Here is a 17,952-nt window from a genome sequence, read left to right as displayed (position 1 = left end):
AAGACTTTTTGTCACAAGTACGACAAAATATACTGTCTTGTGAGACGGCAATTGTTTTTGCTCAAAAATACGTTATCGTTATATTCTAAATTCACCATTGAAACGCTATGCAAGCCTGTTTTATGCTCCCTTATTCATTGTAGGAATTATTTTTGAAAGCCATTGTTTATACTACTATTGCCTTGATCGCATTTGCTGCAAACTCCCTGTTTTGCCGGATGGCGTTGGCAGAAGGTTATATAGATGCTTGGAGTTTTACGGTCATTCGTCTGCTCAGTGCGACTGTTTGCTTAGTGTTTATTATGACGATTCACGCCTACAAACTACAGCGTCAAGTACTCGCCTCTGACAAGCCTTCTGTTGATGCTATCTTAAATGACAAAGGCAGTTGGCTTAGTAGTGTCAGCTTGGTCATTTACGCGTTATGTTTTTCGATTGCCTATGTAGAGCTTAATACTGGTACAGGTGCTTTAATTTTGTCTTCGGCCGTTCAGATTACGATGATTGGCTGGGGTATCTACAAAAAAGAGCAGCTTAGTGCTGTACAGTGGCTGGCATTTATCGTCGCAGTCGCAGGATTTGTGTATTTGATGTTGCCATCGGCGGCCGTTCCATCACCCAACGCTGCAGCATTGATGGCACTGAGCGGTGCGGCTTGGGAGTATACAGCATACGCGGCAAATCATGCATCTCACCGCTACGAGCGACAGGGTTTAACTTTGTGCGGAGTTTGGTGGCCGTTCCGATATTACTACTGGTGGGCCTAATGTATCTGGATGAAATAGGTTTAAAAAACATCAGCTTAGAAAGTATTACCAGCGAAGGGATATTGCTCGCCTGTGCGTCAGGAGCGATCGCATCAGGGCTGGGTTACAGTATTTGGTATACGGCGATGCCATTGTTAAAAACCACACAAGCGGCGATCGTTCAGCTGTGTGTGCCTGTGATTGCGACTGTACTAGGCGTGATATTTTTATCTGAGCAGCTGACGCTCAACTTTCTGATCGCCAGTATAGTCATCTTAGGGGCGGTACTGGTATTTATGTTAAACAAAAAAACAGTGTAAACAAAAAACCAAATATCGCTCAATCACTTAAACGACCAGGACTTAGCAAATCACGAAAAAGACAGAAATAATTACCTTAGTAGACTCTAACCATAACACGAAATTACATTCGAACATGTATCATATTGCTCAGTATAACAACGCACATTCACTTACCAACTTGAGGAATATCGTTTATGAAAAAATTACTTGCTGTTGCTCCTTTTACCGTTTTGTTAGCCGCTTGTGCAACCAACGCTCCGACCACCACCGCCCCAACCACTGCTGCCAAACCAGTCGTTCAGTCATTTACCTGTGAAGACAACGGCATGATTACTGCCGCCTATGCAGCGGATGGTCAAGCGGCCAACCTAAACGTCACCTTGCCAAAGGTAGGTCTACAAGACGCAAAAATCACGCTAGAGCAAGCAGTATCAGGCTCTGGCGTACGTTATGTAAACAATGTAAACCCAAAGACCACCTATGACTGGCATACCAAAGCAGACTTTGGCATTATGACCATCGCCTCAGACAATGGTCAACAGTATCAAGTAAACTGCCAACTATAGTTATTGACTATAAATAATGTATTGACTAGTGTTTTTACACTTATGAATGATGAGAGTCAGTAGTGAAGCTACTGGCTCTTTTTATTGTACCAACCGCAATCAAGACAATCCCAATGTTGGGAGATAATGACTGATACCTGACATCCACGCCCTAAAAAGACGTGGCTTTATGGTGCTTTTTGATAAAAAATGATTGACTTCTCTTATATATTCGATATATAACATATAATATATTCAAAATATTGGATATAGCGTAGTTTTTTATGCACATTTATCGAAAAGCTTGGGAGGAAATGATATGATTCGTTTAAGCTACACTCTCAAATGCTGGGCGCTAGCCATTACTTATTTTTTAGTATTTTACTTTATGGTCGTTATGAGTGACCCAGGCTTTGGCAAATATATCTATATGCTGGCCCTCAGCACTCTACTCTTCCCCATTGCCAAGCGTGCAGTGGATGTGATGACAGATTTTTTTACCCCAGATCTCGAACTATTTAATGGATTGCTGCCGTCAATTCTGATTAACGTGGTGATTTGGATACTGACACCATTTATCGTAGCACTGACAGTGATTGCGTTCATGCTTTATAGTATGGGCGTGCTCACAGAAAAGATGAGTCATTAAAACCTACTTAAATAAAAGGCCGGAGTAGCAATTGCTGATCCGGCCTTAACATTCAAAGAAACTTTTAGTTCTAGCCCACCTTATCCCACATTTTACTAAGACGCTTGGGCGAAACTGCCACACGAGTTTTCATCGGCTGAGCAAATAGCTGGATACGATACTCCTCCACCATCCAGCGATATTCGCTAATAGCTTCTTTGTCCGCACGCCCTGCTAGCCGCTCCATATGCAAGTCAAGCGCGTAGACACCATCAAGGTCGGCATCCAAATTATGCTCAAGACGCTCTAAGCGAATCTCTAGTGCCTCAAGATAACGTGGATACTGCTGCCAATGGCTATAATCCATGCGGTAAACAAAATCAGCCAAATACAAATCTTCTAATTGATCTTCGATATCATCGATAGATTCCCCAAATATCTCGCGGTCTAACATCAACAGACTCTGGCGAATACGCTGCCAGCGCGTATAAACATTTTTCAGCGTTTTTATGACGCTTTGACCGGTCAATAAGAAGTTATTTAACACAACTTCTAGCGTCTGTGCATACTCTTCAGGCGTAAACGGTAACTCCTCGCTCAATCCAACTGCGATATCGTCAGCGCTCTCAGGCAGGCTCTCGGTATGATCAAATAACACATAATGCTCTTCAAGCGTAGCATCCAATGTAGCATCAATGACGATTGTTTTTAGCTTTTCCATATCACCAAGCGGTGCAAATGCCAGTTTGAATATTTTATCCACTTGACTGGTGAGCTGTTTTTTCTTTGCGCCAAGCTTCCCTTTGATCAAGGTCAATACGCCGATACGATGCGCTTGTAGTGCGGCATTGACATCGGTGTACTGATGGATCGATACCGCTTCGCCTGCTTCATCAGCCACGAGCGCCGCAAACTGCTTCATAACCACGCCTGCACTATGATGATTTTTGCTAAAGGTAAAATGCTCAGGGAATTCAGTATGCGCGCCTTGTTGCTCATTCACCGCTTGACTGGTCTCAGAGGCATGACGAATCTGTAGCGTTTGTAGATCACGACCTTTTTCGATAATGCGGTTTTTGTCATCGACCACACAGATTTGTGGCTGCAGATAACGATCAATCGTGGAAGGGCTAAAGCTCTCTGGCGTCACCGACATAATACCGCGGCGATTGAGCGCTTGGCACAGCTGTTTTAACAGCCCTTGTCCACCTTGCTGCTGCAGCTCATCAAACAAATTATCTGCGGTATCAGGTATCGGGACGATCTGACGACGGATATCTTTTGGCAATGATTTGAGCAACTGCAATACCAGCTCGTAGCGCCAACCAGGCACACCCCATAGTAGCTCAATGGCGTCGAGCTGTGGTAATGCAGCAAGCGGTACGCGTATGGTCACGCCATCATCATCACTTGCTGGATCAAAGACATAACGCAGTGGCAGCTTTAAATCGCCCAGCTTCCATACTTCTGGGAAATCGCCCGTGGTCGGTGCTTGACTAGTGAGTACATCCTCATCGGTAAAAAACAGATACTTAGCATCGTTTTTTTCTACCTCTGCGCGCCAGTCTTCAAACGTTTTGCGGCTGGCGACGTGTTCAGGAATCTTTTGTCATAGAACTGATATAGCGTTTCTTCATCAACCAATAGATCACGGCGACGTAGCTTATCTTCGATGCGCTCAACATGGGCAATCTTGTCCATATTGTGCTGTAAAAATGGCGCATTACGACCGAAGTTACCAGTCACTAACCCATCACGAATGAAAATCTCTCGCGACTCGACCAAGTTTACTTGCTCATAATTGGTCAGCTGCTTGCTAATGATGATCAAGCCAAATAGACTAATCTGCGCGTATGCTTTGACCCGTCCTGTTTTTTTGGACCAATGCGGTTCAAAATAATGATACTGAGCAAGTTTCCTGCCGCTGAGATGATCCACTCGGGTTCAATTTTGGCAACGGTACGCATAAATACTTGCGAGGTTTCAACCATCTCAAACGCCATCACCCAAGGCGGTATTTGTTTAAATACCGTACTCGCTGGGAATATTTTGGCTTTTTGCTGACGCGCTGCCAAATACTCACCGCGGCTTTCAGTCTTATGCGCAATAATAGACAGCAGACCCGTCAATAACGCTCTATGCAAATTAGCATATTTGACCGCTTTTAACGCTTCGTCTTCGATTGCAGTCGGGTCATTCTTAGCGACATTTTTATCAGACGCTTGTGCATCACTGGTATCTATCAGCTTAAGATCTGTCACCATTTGTAGCAATTGACGATGCGTTTGATGCCATTCACTAACATGCGGGAAGCTCAGATAGTTCTTTTTCGCAAACTGCTTACGCTGATTACCAGACAGTTTATTGCCGTCTTCGTCTTTTTCAAACAGTGCCTTCCATAGACTCAAATAAAACAAGAAATCTGAATCATCTTGACGGAAGACCGCATGCTTTTGATCCGCTTGCGTACGCTTGTTGGCAGGGGCGCTCACGAGGATCTTGCACAGCGAGCGCCGCCACCACGATAAGCATCTCACGTATACAATCAAAGTCAGAACCAGCCACCAGCATACGTGCCAGCCTTGGATCGATTGGCATACGTGCCATTTTCTGACCTGTTGCGGTCAAGCGCAGGTGATCAAGCCCTTTGCCGTTTTGATGGGTTTCGTTTATCTTGAGTACTGTCCTTTTTGGACGTAATGGCTCCTAGCTCATCAAGCAACTTGTGACCATCTGTGACTAACCTACTATCAGGTGGCTCGATAAAATCAAAGTCATCGACACTGCCCAGACGCAGATTGGCCATCTGCAATATCACAGATGCCAAATTGGTACGTAGAATCTCAGGCTCAGTAAATTCAGGACGACCGTTGAAGTCCTCCTCAGAATATAAGCGAATACAGACACCTGGCGCGACACGGCCACAACGACCTTTACGTTGGTTGGCAGCCGCTTGCGAAATCGCTTCAATCGGTAGACGCTGCACACGTGAGCGATACGAGTAACGCGAAATCCGCGCAAACCCCAAGTCAATCACATAGCGAATACCCGGTACAGTCAACGCAGTCTCAGCAACGTTGGTCGCAATGACAATACGTCGACCTCGACCTGATGGCTGAAAGATACGCTGCTGCTCTTCATACGTCTGCCGTGCAAACAGCGGTAGCACCTCGGTATGACGTGGGCCATGGCGCTCAAGCACTTCTTGCATTTCACGAATTTCTGCTTCAGTCGCGGCAAATATCAAGATATCAGCCTGATCGGGATGGCCTTTATTTTGCGCGTCGCTAAAACATTCCTCGACAGCAGCAACCACCGCACGCGGCAGGTTCTCTTCAAAATCATCATAGCTGTCATCTTCTGAGCTGTTTACTGGCTCATCGGTCAGCGGACGATAACGAACTTCTACTGGAAAACTGCGTCCCTCGACGTTAAAGATAGGTGCAGGAACTTGCCGTTTTAGCTTGGCATCATAATGACTAAAGTACTCACTAAAGCGCGTGGTATCGAGGGTCGCTGAAGTGATAATGACTTTTAAATCTGGGCGCTTGGGTAGCATTTTTTTGAGATAACCCATAATAAAATCGATGTTCAAACTACGCTCATGCGCCTCATCGATAATAATCGTATCGTATTTACTCAAAAAACGATCGTGACCCAGCTCAGCCAGCAAAATACCATCGGTCATCAGCTTAACAATCGATTGCGCGGAGCCTTGCTCATTAAAGCGAATCTTAAAACTAACCGTATTACCTAAAGGCTCACCCAGCTCTTCGGCAATACGGTTTGCAACGCTACGAGCCGCCAATCGCCTTGGTTGCGTATGCCCTATCTGTCCGGTAATACCGCGCCCTGCCAGCATGGCAAGCTTAGGTAGCTGCGTTGTTTTACCAGAACCTGTCTCACCCGCCACGATAATGACCTGATTATCAATGATCGCTTGTACCAGATCTTCTGCGCGTTGACTAACAGGCAGGTCAAGATTTAATTTGGCAGGTAAGTCACTTGGGATGCTATCAATACGTGCCTGCACTGCTTTTTTGAGAGCGCGTTTTTATCTTGTCGTATTGGGCACGCTTCTTGGTAAGGGCCTCGTCGTGATTGTTTTTTTGCTCAGAAACATGATTAGCTTTTTTGTTTTTGGACACCGCAGCGCGCGCCAGCTCTCGTTCGAGACGGCTTAAGTAATAGCTATCTTTAGCAAGTACTGGTAAATCATTCAGTAATTCCGCTGGTCGCTTTGCACTGTTAGTTTCATCTACGGTAGATGTTTTTAGACTGGTATTTTCAAAAGTATCAGACATATTTGCTTAGGCTATTTATTATGTATAAGTGGTTAGATTATGGAGGCAAATGCAGGGTGATTCAAGGTAGTTATGATGCTTGTATGATGCTTAGTTGCAAAGCTGAAGTTTTTCTATGGCTATGAGGACGATAATGCCTCTATCTAATAATCAGTATTAAATCAAGACACACTTAGACCATAAATATTAAATTTCACACCATTAAAGGCATAGAAATGGTCTAAATGAGAAAACTAATGACTAACAGTATAAATAACCTGTTGGTGAGTCGCAGCCCCACAAAAAAGGTATGCATTTTTGCAGTGCCAGCCTAGGAAAAGGAAGATGTAGTGACAGTATCAATTTTTCAAACCCTAACATCTCGTTAGCTAACTCTTTCGCTACGTCAGGACGAATCTGCGGGTTTTCATAAATATTGTTAATTAACCACGTTAATCGTGGAAATTTTGCGTTATCGTGAATCTGATAAAGGATGGGCAGCATATCATCAGATATCTGACAGCGCGCTTTGCGGATTAGACCACTTTTATAATACATATCTAGTGACATATTAGGATAATTTCCTTAGATTTTTAATACTCAGATAACCCACATATTCTTTATCTTCTTTGATATCGACACCGCCTGCATCAACGATAGGCTCAATCAACAGCTGAGCATTTGAGAGCAGATCATTCACGTTATAGATATCATCTATATCGACCTCAAACTTATCATCAATATGTGAAGCGGCGTCGAACGGCGATGCATTATCTTTAAAAGTGAACTGTTTATAAAACTCGCTTTGTTTGGCTTGCTTAATGGCCTCGGCTTGACTGGGGGCAACGATCAGAAGCTTATAATGAAACTCTTCAAAACTTCCCTGCTGATAGCCGCCCAAATTGATAAAAAACAGCTTTAAGTTAGCATCTTTGCTTACCTGCTCACCTGATTTAACCAGTTTGATCGCATAGCCATCAACTTTAGTAATCGCTCGATACGAATCAATGTGCCATTTGTTTTTGACTTCTGGCCAATGCTGATTGATATCCTCTACCAGCTCGCTGACGTGATTGGCCACACCAAAAAAGATGTCATGCTGTTCAATCAGGCGACCTTTGGGACGGCCACCAAGTTGAGCCATATATAAAGTTAACATGTAACGCCGTCCTTATAAATTTTTCATTGTAGCTAATTTTAATTGAACATAATATCGAGCGCGTCTTATTACAATACCCGCCCTGTTTTTAAAGCAAATGCCCAATCTCTACGTTCATTTTTGAGCGCCAGTTCTGCTGCTGCTTCATGATCATAAGCGATCTTAATATGCTCAGTCTGCCAGCGTTTACCTCGCGGTGTCTCTATACAGGTTATCAGCGCGTAATTGCGCTTTTGATATCGGCAAGCACAGCGTCAAGCGCAAAGACATTGATATGGATATCTGAAATATAGTTAGATTACTATAAAATCGATACAATAAGATTCAACGTTATTTTTCGCAGCCTCTGGAGACGCAGTCACAGCAAGCAAGAAAAATAGTGTTGAATCAAATGAATTTATTGTCCTGTATTGTTTTTATTTAGACTTGACTATAGCAGCGATTGTAATGCAATTTTTATTATTGAATGTCGTCATAATGTCTAGGGCGTGTTGAACATTCGACCATGGCACTGACAGCGACTATTTTTTAGGCGATTCGATGTTAAAAATAATAAGTTTAGTCATTCTAAGCGCTTATTTTTAACGATGAAGCGGCAAAAAGAGTCCTGTCCCCTGCTTTTATCGTTGGGGCTGATGCTAAAATTGCCCCATACTGCGTTACAAATCTCGCTAAGGCATCTGCATTATCGTCGCTTTGTGCCTTGTCTGGAACAATTTTAGCGATCAGCAGTGCCTATTTGCGAATGTTCAACACGCCCTATTATCCCCATAAGTTATAATGTAATAAATTAAGAGAGTATAAAAATAAAAACCTGATGCCTCATTAATATTGGGACATCAGGTTTTATTTATCATGGTAATGCTAATGGTTCGTTAGACTTATAATAGGGAAGAAATACGCCCAACACCCAACGATAACAGTAGAGATAATATTAAGGATGACACCTGTACGTACCATCTCTGTTTGTTTGATCAAACCGGTACCAAACACGATAGCGTTTGGCGGCGTCGCAACTGGTAGCATAAAGGCACAGGATGCACCGATACCAATAATAAGTACTAAGACTTCGCTCGGTATACCCATATGCTCGGCAATTGCCGCAAATACAGGGACTAAGAGCGCAGCTGATGCCGTGTTTGATGCAAACTCTGTTAAGAAAATAATGAAGGCTGAGATTGCAAGCATCACAACCAATAGTGGCGCGGTTTGTAAGCCATTAGCAACCGTCTCACCCAGTACTAATGACGCACCTGATACTTTTAGAACATTTGATAGCGCAATACCGCCACCAAATAACATCAATACACCCCAATCTGTGTTGTCTGACACTTGTTTCCAAGACACCAGACCCAAACTCACGACCGCCACTGCTGCCAGCAATGCAACAACGGCATCTGTATCTTCGATACCAACTGCAGCACCAATTTGCTTAGAGAGTATCCAGCTCACCGCTGCCACAATAAAGACAATAATCGTCAGCACGCGCGGTTTGGTCCAATGAATAGTTTCATCTTGCTGTAGGGTCATCGTGCGGTTTAGATTAGGCTTTAGAAATAGGTACATCGCGCCCAACAATACTGGTAATAGTATCAGCATCATTGGAATACCAAATTTCATCCAATCAACAAACGCAATATCCAAGGCTTTTGCGGCGATCGCATTTGGTGGCGAGCCGACAATCGTACCCAAACCACCGAGACTTGCTGAATACGCAATACCGAGCAGTACAAACACAAATGTACCGCGATCTTCTTTACTATCAACTTGCGTCAAAATACCGAGGGCAAGCGGTAGCATCATTGCCGTTGTCGCCGTATTTGAGATCCACATTGACAAAAAAAGCAGTCACGCCAAAAATCAATAGTACAGCGGTACTTAGCTTACCACCTGATAACGAAAGAATTTTTAGCGCAATCTTTCTATCAAGCTTTTGTACATGTAACGCGGCCGCCAAGGCAAAACCACCAAAGAAGAGATAAATAATGGGACTGGCAAAGCTTTGCAGACCGACTTCAGCATTAAAATCAGGAATGCCAATTAATGTTCCAACCACAACCACCAAGATCGCAGTGATTGTGACGTGTATCGCCTCAGTGAGCCATAGCACGCCGATAAAAAACAGCATTGCTAGCCCTTTGTTAGCACTGACCTCAAATGGCAATACACTGTAAATAATAAAACTAATGATTGCCGCAATGGCGACCACGATCAATCCTTTTCCCGTTCCCTTTGGGAATGTATCCGTAAATAAATACTCGTTACCATCATCAGGAATATGGCTATCCAGCTTTTTCTCTGACATAAATTATCCTTATCGCATCCAAAGTGAGTATGAAGTCAAAATTATTGCAACACACTTATTGTAAGACATCATGATATTCATATAGCGAACATTACGCGCGAAAATATCATATCAGAATAACTTATATATGAATACATTTTGATTATTTTTGTTTTTTTAGGATGTCTGTTTGATTCGTTGATGATAATCACCTCTCGACTTTGTGAGATTTTTCAATAGTAACTCTCTCACTACTTTGTTCTCACTGCTTTGAATGGACGCCTTGGTTGATAAAAATTACATAAAGCATTCAAACATTCATCATTTGGGGCTATACAAGTAAAAACCGATACCACATAATCTTAGGGTTAGATAGATAATCATCAATAAAAACAAGAGGAATGACACTATGGCAGATGCAAATAAAACCGATGCAACCACAAAATGGCGCCAAAAGACATCAATCAAGATAGTCTGGCCAAAGAAGATCAACAGCGTACTGACGACTCAGCGCTAGATATGATGCAAGGTATGCATGAGCATGAAGATCATCAAGAAGAAGACGAAAAATAAAAGATGGCAGAACGGCAGATAAAGCCAGTTATCTAGTATTAACAGCAAAAATAAGAAGCGCTTGTCATGATGATGAGCGCTTTTTTAGTTTTGTTTCTCTTTGTTCTGGCAAGTGGTTGGAGACATAGTTATATATAAATGCTGCGGTTAGAACGATTGCGATGGGTACAAGCAACGCATCATAGCCAACTTTGGCAAACAAAAAGCCCCTATTGTACTGCCACCGCAGAAGCAATACCAAATAACGGCCTGAAAGCCCAATGTCGGCTTACTAATGGAGCGACCCGCAAGCCAGTTACCGATTGCTGCACCCATATCGGATGTCAGTCCTGTCAAATGCGTCGTGCGAATAACTGCTCCACTATAAGTGGCTACCATCGCGTTTTGTAATCCGCAGGCCATCGCTGCTGCCAATTGTCCGAGATAATCATGCTGCTGATATGACCAGTAGGCAGCTATTAGTAATGCTGCTTCAAAATATAGCGCACGCCCGTAACGACGGCCTAGTGTTAAGGATGTCTGCCCAATGACAAAACCGCTTAATATTGCCCCTGACAAAAAAGACAATAGTAGCGCTCCGATATACAAAATACTATGAGAATCTGAGTAAGCGATAAGCGATAGCTGCTGCAAACAAGCTGACATTACCGGTGACATGCGAGACCGATAAATTGGCAAATCCCATCAATGCAGTTGTGTTCACGCAGCCAGCGCTAAATGCCAATACCGCCCCACCCCACAATATCCACTTTGGTAACTTGGTTATCATATTTGTCACCTAAAGGTCTACTGCCAAAAAGACTCATAGTATAACGAGAAAAGGCAGCCAATTGGCTGCCTTTTCAATTCTCAATAGCTGAGTGAATCATTGATAATGACCATCAACGCAAAAAATACTTAAATGATTATTGCGCTGGCTCATCCAGCATCATCAACTGCTCACTGATAGCGACGGTATTAAAGCCTGCATCAACAAACATGATCTCACCCGTGATACCAGATGCCCACGGAGATAATAGGAATAGTGCTGCGTTACCTACTTCCATCTGATTGACATTACGTTGTAGTGGTGCGATTTTTTCGCTGATATCGAGCATTTTACGGAATGATTTGATGCCACTAGCAGCTAGCGTACGAATTGGACCTGCTGAGATCGCATTGACACGGATACCGTCGCCGCCCATAGAAGTCGCTAAGTAGCGCACGCTGGCTTCAAGACTGGCTTTTGCCATACCCATGACATTGTAGTTTGGCAATACTGAGATACTGCCTTCATAAGTTAATGTCAGCATAGAACCATGACGCATTGCAAGCAACTCACGAGCTGCTTTTGCCAATGCCACAAAGCTGTAGCTAGAGATATCATGTGCTATGTGGCTGCCTTCACGCGTGGTGGCACTCACAAAGTCACCATCGAGCTGATCCATTGGGGCAAAACCAATGGCGTGTACCACACCATCAATACCATCACCCCAATGCGCGGTTACTTGCTCAAAACAAGCAGCAATCGACTCATCAGAGGCGACATCACACTCTAGCACCAAATCCGCTTCGAACTGTTCGGCAGCCATGTCCACACGCTTTTGATTTTATCATTCGGATAAGTCAGGATCAGTGAGGCGCCTTCGCGGTGTAGCGCTTCTGCAATAGCCCAAGCGATAGAGAGTTTACTTGCGATGCCAGTTACGACAAATCGTTGTCCCTTGCAATAGCATAAGATTTCCTTTTGAATCAATCGAGATGATTTAGAATATAGGTTTATTTAGAGTAATCAGAAAGTGACGCGTCATGAAATGATGCAAATCAAAAGATGACTTATTATACACGAATTCATTTAAGTAAACAGTCGTAAACTGTACTTGGTTACTATCATTAGTATCGCAATAATACTAATGAAATATCATCATGGTCACCGTTCTAATTGCATCTCTGACAGCCCTGTAATGACTAAACTCTGAACTACTCACCACAGCAGTATGAAGTTCAGCAGATTTCGAGTATAATCACAGCCCTTCCCAGCTTGCACAATTTTATAAGAATCCTGACATGATAGGATTCAACGTTAAGCTACACCCACATTTTGGATGGCTGCCAAACTTATGAGTAACACCCCAATAATAACCCCAGATTATAAAGAAAGTACTGAATCCTATCGCCAACTGATTGGTTCGACTGGCGAAGACTTGAATCGTCCTGGTTTATTAGACACACCTGTACGTGCGGCAAAGGCTTTTGCTCACTTAACCAAAGGCTATCATCAAAGCATTGAAGAGGGTGGTCAATGATGCTGTCTTTCCATCAGCCAATCGTGAGCTAGTACTGGTACAGAACATTGAGTTTTATTCATTGTGTGAACATCATATGCTACCGTTCCATGGTGTCGCGCATATTGGCTATCTGCCTGACGGCCAAGTACTGGGGCTGTCGAAGTTTGCCCGTATTGTCGATATGTTTGCTCGTCGTCTACAAATACAAGAAAACCTGAGTGAACAGATTGCACAAACCATCATGGATGTTACTGGCTGTCGCGGCGTGGCGGTGGTCATGGATGCCTCGCACATGTGTATGATGATGCGCGGTGTCAGCAAACAGCATTCGACTACACGTAGTACTGCGATGCTTGGTGAGTATCAGCACAACAATCAAGCCCGTAATGAATTTTTGGGTGCCGTCCCTAAGCGCCAACCGTCGTTTTAAACTATTAATATTTTAGGCTGTTATGAGGTAACAACAAACAAAAGGACGCTAATGCGTCCTTTTGTTTTAGCTATACAAAGTAAGATTTCAAGTTTTAGCAAATCAAGCTCATAGTCTTTGCCGTATACGCCAGAGTCTTGTAATGATTGTTACGATAACTAGGTTAATCATTGTAGACGATAATATGCGATTCATAAAAATTTCCCAAACATAATATCATTTAACCATCGTAACGCTTATGTATCAATAAAATATTCCTGTATTGTTATATACTTGCAATTTATTAAGTCGTAGCACAAGATAAATTACAAGATGATTTGATCATGACACAGGCTTTAGGATAGTTAACATATAGAGACAAACTATTTTATTTCAATATCTTATATTGTTTTAAACGTGTTAAAAAAGCCTATCCTCAAAAGAGTCATAGGCTTTTTTTGTCTATCATAAGTCTATCAGTACAAGTACAATGCTATGATGCTTTCTGAGTGTCTTTATCAGCACTCTCATCACTTACTTGCTTAATTTTCGTTAAGATTTCCTTAATTTCAGCTGCTGAGAGATAGGTTGGTACGGCATAAGTATCGCTGACTTCTTTTGCTGCTGCTTTTGCAATATCATCAAAATCACTGGCCTGCATACCGCTAACAGTCGGATCAATATTTAAATTTGCGATAAGCGCTCTGACTTGTACGATGAGATGATCTGCTATTTCTTTATCACCATGACCAGCTTGGCCGTCTGCTACCATACCCGTTCTTTTTGCCAGTGCGGTCAGTCTCTGCTTGCTTGCTTTACGATTAACATCAAGCACATAAGGCAACACGATCGCATTAGCACGACCATGAGGGAATGCTATAGTAGGCACCTAATTGGTGAGCAATGGCATGCACATAACCCAAGCCCGCTTTGTTAAAGGCGATACCACCATAATGGGCGGCAATTCCCATCTCTTCTCTTGCTTTTAGATTGCCACCATCTTTGTAAGCTAATGGTAGATAATGCATGACAGATTTGACGGCAGAGGCTGCATAGTAGTCCGTCTCCACGCTGGCATTGGCACTCATCCATGCTTCTAATGCATGGGTCAATACATCAATACCCGTATCAGCGGTGATGTGTGCTGGCATACCTTTCATGATAATGGGGTCAATCGCTGCGGCGAGCGGCACCATTCTTGGATCAATAGACAATGCTTTTTGGTGTGTTTTATCATCAGATATCACTGCACCAAGGGTTGCCTCTGAGCCAGTACCCGCTGTTGTAGGCACGCAATATAATGGCGCCGACGGCTTTCTTGCTTTAAGGATCCCAATCAGTTGCTGAGGCTTGCATTTATTGCCTTGAGACATAGCGATCATTTTGGCAGCATCGATCACTGAGCCGCCGCCGATGGCGATAATAGCGTCGCAATTTGCTGCTATAGATTGGCGCAGTCCTTCTTCGACTACGTTAAAAGTAGGGTCTGGTGTAATGCCATCATAGACATGATAGCTGATATTTTTTGCATCTAGATAATCAGTGACTTTTGCAGGGATACCGAGTTTGTTTAGCACGGCATCAGTGACGATAAAGACATTGGTATTGCCTTCATTGATGAGCATGTCGCATAGCTCATTACAGGCAGCCCTCACCGACAAACAACATCGGTCTTCTGATAGGTATCACGTAAGAGATTGCTTTTAGCACTTTAGCGCGTGTCTTAGCCACTGCCAAATAACCAGCATACTGCAAGCTGTTATTCTTTACTAATTTAGTAATACTGTTTTGTTTTTTCATGGGTACAAAAATCCTTTTTAATGATGATTTTAACCGCGATAACAATAGTTTGAGCTAGTTGATAAAGGCTAAACGACGTTTGCCAATAGCAGAGTAGATAAGTATATGTACAGCAAGGATGTTTGAATAAAGCAAACCACTGTCTAGCATGATTGTACCACTGCCTTTTTTGGTATGTCGCTATTATTGTGTACTGCTCGCCTTTAATAACTGCTTGGCATACGGATGCTGTGGCTGGCTAAAGATATCTTCTGTGAGCCCAGACTCCACGCATGCCCCCTTGTTTTAGTACCATAATATGCTGACATAGTGCGTGTACTACTTTGAGATCATGACTGATAAAGACATAACTTATTTGCAGCTTTTGTTGAATTTCACGCAATAAACTGACCACCGTTACCTGCGTGGTACTGTCAAGCGCAGAGGTAGGCTCGTCCAATATAAGTAGGCTCGGTTTCATGATGAGTGCGCGCGCCAATGCCACGCGTTGACGTTGACCGCCGGACAGCTCATGCGGATAACGCTGCGCGAATGCTAAAGGCAAATGGACGGTAGCCAAACTCTCCATCACCGCCTGCTGACGCGCGTCTTTATCCACGCCTTGTACCAACAGTCCTTCTTCCACAATTTGCATGACCGTCATACGAGGGGTTGATACTGGCAAAGGGTCTTGAAACACCATTTGAATCTGCGAGCGAAAGTTACGTAGCACTTTTTTGGACAGTGCTGAGATATCTTGCCCATTCACCACTATCTGTCCATGCACTCGTGCTTGATTGCCAAGCAGCTGACTCAGCGCCAGTGCAATGGTGGTTTTGCCAGATCCAGACTCACCGACGATCCCTAATGCCTGCCCTTTTGCAAGGTCATATCAACAGCTTTGACCGCATCAAACCAACGTTTTGTACTCCCAAATAGACTTTTTTCGATTGGGAATTGTACGTTGAGATTGCTCACTTTTAATACAGTTGATGGTCCATCTGCATGATCTGCTACTGGCTGTAGCGCTTGACCGAAGTCTTGCTGAATGAGCGTGCGAGTATAATCGGCTTTAGGCTGATCAAATACCGCCGACGTTTGACCCTGCTCAATCGTTTGACCTTGCCGCATAACGATAATCTCGTCGCTATAACGCTTGACTAGATTGAGATCATGGCTGATTAATATCATCGCCATACTGTGCTTGCGTTTAAGATCATCTAGTAGGGCCAAAATCTCATGCTGTAATGTCACATCAAGTGCAGTGGTTGGCTCATCAGCAATCAAGATATCAGGCTGCTGAGCCAATGCCATCGCAATCATTACTCGCTGACGCTGACCACCTGACAACTCATGTGGATAACGATTCAACTTGTCAGAGGGATCCGTGATATTGACGTCATTTAGCAAGGCAATGCTGGTGGCTCGCCATTGTTTTTTGGGTACGCCGCTTAAACGCAGTGATTCAGCGATTTGTTTTGCAACGGTATGTAGCGGATTTAGCGCTGTCATCGGCTCTTGAAATACCATACCGATCCGCTGACCACGAATAGCACGTAGTGCGGCATTACGCGATTTGTCATTCGCTATCGGTAGTTGAGACATGCCTGCCGTGCTTGCCAGCTGAACCTCACCCTTAATCGTCAAATTCTCTGGTAGCAGACCTAGTAGTGCAAGACTGGCAATCGATTTGCCAGATCCTGACTCACCAACGATAGCCAGAGTTTGCCCCTGTCTTAGCTCATAAGATAATTCATCGACCAGCTGGATGCCTGTAGCAGTTGTGATACTTAGGCTATCTACTGTCAGCACGAGCTTGTCTTGCGCGCGATTAAGATTTTCAGTTGGCGCGTTGTATTGCTCGGTAGCCATAATATTATCGGTCATATCAAGAGCGCCTCGGATCAAACGCATCACGCAGTGCTTCGCCAACGAAGATGAGCAATGACAAAATAAAGGTCAAACTAAAAAACCCTGATAAAGCCAGCCAAGGGGCATCAAGGTTATTTTTTCCTTGTACCATCAGCTCACCTAAAGACGGCGAGCCAGGCGGCAACCCATAACCCAAAAAAATCCAGCGCAGTCAACGCAATGATATTAGCTGTTAATATAAAAGGGAGCTGAGATAAACTTGAGGCTAACGCATTGGGCAGAATATGTCTGAGCATGATTTGGCTATCAGACACACCGAGATTGCGCGCGGCACGCACATAATCAAAATTACGAGCACGCAAAAACTCTGCTCTTACCAAACCGACCAGCCCCATCCAACCAAATAACAGCATCATGGCAAATAGCATGATAATACTGGGACTAAATAAACTGACTAAGATAATAATCATAAATAGCTGAGGCATACCGCCCCACACTTCCATAAAGCGCTGCCCTGCCAGATCTACCCAGCCGCCATAATAGCCTTGTATTGCACCGACAATAATACCGATGAGAGCACCAGCGAGCGTCAGCGCCAGACCGAACAACAATGAGACGCGCATACCATAAAGTATCCGTGTCAGCACATCGCGTCCCATATCATCAGTGCCAAGCCAGTTCTGAGCGTTTGGAGCCGCTGGATAAGGCAGACCAAGCTCGACATTGGGTGTCTGATCAGCAAACGGAATAGGCGGCATTATATAAAACCCTTGCTCATCAATCAGCGACTGCACTGCAGGATCTTTATAATTGGTTTCGGTCTCAAATACACCGCCAAATGTCGTTTCAGGATAGGCCTTTAATACCGGAAAGTAATAGTCGCCTTGATATTGCACCAGTAAAGGTTTGTCATTGGCAATGACGTTAGCTGCCATGCAAATGACAAATATCACTGCAAAAACAAACAGTGATATTACCCCAAGACGATTTTGGCGAAAGCGATTTAAACGCGCTTGCCAAATGGGGTTTAAGCGCTGCTTTTTCGGTAGCGCTACCTGAGGATTGTGCTCAGGCATTGGCGCTTTATCTGGTTCGCTATTAATAG

10 protein-coding genes and 7 pseudogenes are annotated in these 17,952 nt (G+C 43.7%); 6 read left to right on the top strand and 11 right to left on the bottom strand.

The window, feature by feature from the left end; translation table 11 throughout:
- Positions 1–152 precede the first annotated feature (152 nt).
- The 4 genes from PKHYL_RS07945 to PKHYL_RS07930 all read left to right on the top strand — a co-directional run bounded on the left by PKHYL_RS07945 (position 153) and on the right by PKHYL_RS07930 (position 2,242).
- Positions 153–767 carry an EamA family transporter gene (locus PKHYL_RS07945; protein ID WP_240366415.1) on the top strand — a complete coding sequence of 205 codons (615 nt, stop codon included), beginning with the start codon at positions 153–155 and terminating at the stop codon, positions 765–767.
- Positions 656–1,066 carry a DMT family transporter gene (locus tag PKHYL_RS07940; RefSeq protein ID WP_332835950.1) on the top strand — a complete coding sequence of 137 codons (411 nt, stop codon included), beginning with the start codon at positions 656–658 and terminating at the stop codon, positions 1,064–1,066. The genes PKHYL_RS07945 and PKHYL_RS07940 overlap by 112 nt, the downstream gene beginning before the upstream one ends.
- A gap of 176 nt (positions 1,067–1,242) precedes the next feature.
- Positions 1,243–1,614, top strand: coding sequence for an MliC family protein (locus tag PKHYL_RS07935; protein WP_083328816.1), 372 nt, complete (start codon positions 1,243–1,245; stop codon positions 1,612–1,614).
- A 298-nt stretch (positions 1,615–1,912) separates the two neighbouring features.
- On the top strand, positions 1,913–2,242 hold the full coding sequence (locus tag PKHYL_RS07930) for a hypothetical protein (RefSeq protein ID WP_071001605.1): 330 nt from the start codon (positions 1,913–1,915) through the stop codon (positions 2,240–2,242).
- Positions 2,243–2,312: 70 nt separating this feature from the next.
- Here the strand turns inward: PKHYL_RS07930 and hrpA are convergent.
- The 4 genes and pseudogenes from hrpA to PKHYL_RS07905 form a co-directional block, all read right to left on the bottom strand.
- Positions 2,313–6,525, bottom strand: a pseudogene (gene hrpA, locus PKHYL_RS07925) (ATP-dependent RNA helicase HrpA).
- Between the two features lie 240 nt (positions 6,526–6,765).
- Entirely contained in the window at positions 6,766–7,074 is a 309-nt protein-coding gene (locus PKHYL_RS07915; protein WP_240366412.1) for a hypothetical protein, read from the bottom strand.
- Between the two features lies 1 nt (position 7,075).
- Positions 7,076–7,663 (bottom strand): DUF1543 domain-containing protein, encoded by a 588-nt coding sequence (locus PKHYL_RS07910; RefSeq protein ID WP_071001608.1) that lies wholly within the window; start codon positions 7,661–7,663, stop codon positions 7,076–7,078.
- A gap of 864 nt (positions 7,664–8,527) precedes the next feature.
- A pseudogene (locus PKHYL_RS07905) lies at positions 8,528–9,968 on the bottom strand (SLC13 family permease).
- Positions 9,969–10,391: 423 nt separating this feature from the next.
- On the opposite strand from PKHYL_RS07905, the gene PKHYL_RS17420 reads away from it, so the two are divergent.
- Complete coding sequence (locus PKHYL_RS17420; protein WP_269778302.1) at positions 10,392–10,520, top strand: hypothetical protein; 129 nt, start codon at positions 10,392–10,394, stop codon at positions 10,518–10,520.
- A 64-nt stretch (positions 10,521–10,584) separates the two neighbouring features.
- Here the strand turns inward: PKHYL_RS17420 and PKHYL_RS18740 are convergent.
- Positions 10,585–11,289 (bottom strand): annotated as a pseudogene (locus tag PKHYL_RS18740) (YoaK family protein).
- Positions 11,290–11,425: 136 nt separating this feature from the next.
- Positions 11,426–12,240, bottom strand: a pseudogene (locus tag PKHYL_RS07890) (enoyl-ACP reductase FabI).
- Positions 12,241–12,619: 379 nt separating this feature from the next.
- Here PKHYL_RS07890 and folE point away from each other — a divergent pair.
- Positions 12,620–13,217, top strand: a pseudogene (gene folE, locus PKHYL_RS07885) (GTP cyclohydrolase I FolE).
- A gap of 472 nt (positions 13,218–13,689) precedes the next feature.
- Here folE and PKHYL_RS17415 read toward each other — a convergent pair.
- The 5 genes and pseudogenes from PKHYL_RS17415 to PKHYL_RS07865 all read right to left on the bottom strand — a co-directional run bounded on the left by PKHYL_RS17415 (position 13,690) and on the right by PKHYL_RS07865 (position 17,923).
- Complete coding sequence (locus tag PKHYL_RS17415) at positions 13,690–14,085, bottom strand: iron-containing alcohol dehydrogenase (protein ID WP_269778301.1); 396 nt, start codon at positions 14,083–14,085, stop codon at positions 13,690–13,692.
- Positions 14,051–14,821, bottom strand: coding sequence for an iron-containing alcohol dehydrogenase (locus PKHYL_RS07880; protein WP_269778300.1), 771 nt, complete (start codon positions 14,819–14,821; stop codon positions 14,051–14,053). The genes PKHYL_RS17415 and PKHYL_RS07880 overlap by 35 nt, the downstream gene beginning before the upstream one ends.
- 13 nt (positions 14,822–14,834) lie before the next feature.
- A complete protein-coding gene (locus PKHYL_RS07875) occupies positions 14,835–14,996 on the bottom strand; it encodes a hypothetical protein (protein ID WP_240366409.1) in 162 nt (53 codons plus the stop codon).
- A gap of 183 nt (positions 14,997–15,179) precedes the next feature.
- Positions 15,180–16,847: pseudogene (locus tag PKHYL_RS07870) on the bottom strand (ABC transporter ATP-binding protein).
- Between the two features lie 16 nt (positions 16,848–16,863).
- Positions 16,864–17,923, bottom strand: a pseudogene (locus PKHYL_RS07865) (ABC transporter permease).
- Between the last annotated feature and the right edge of the window lie 29 nt (positions 17,924–17,952).

The sequence above is a fragment of the Psychrobacter sp. KH172YL61 genome (genome assembly GCF_007182895.1).
GTDB classification, from domain to species: domain Bacteria; phylum Pseudomonadota; class Gammaproteobacteria; order Pseudomonadales; family Moraxellaceae; genus Psychrobacter; species Psychrobacter pacificensis.
Note: the sequence above shows the minus strand (reverse complement) of the source record. Positions and strands in the feature narration are given on the sequence as shown.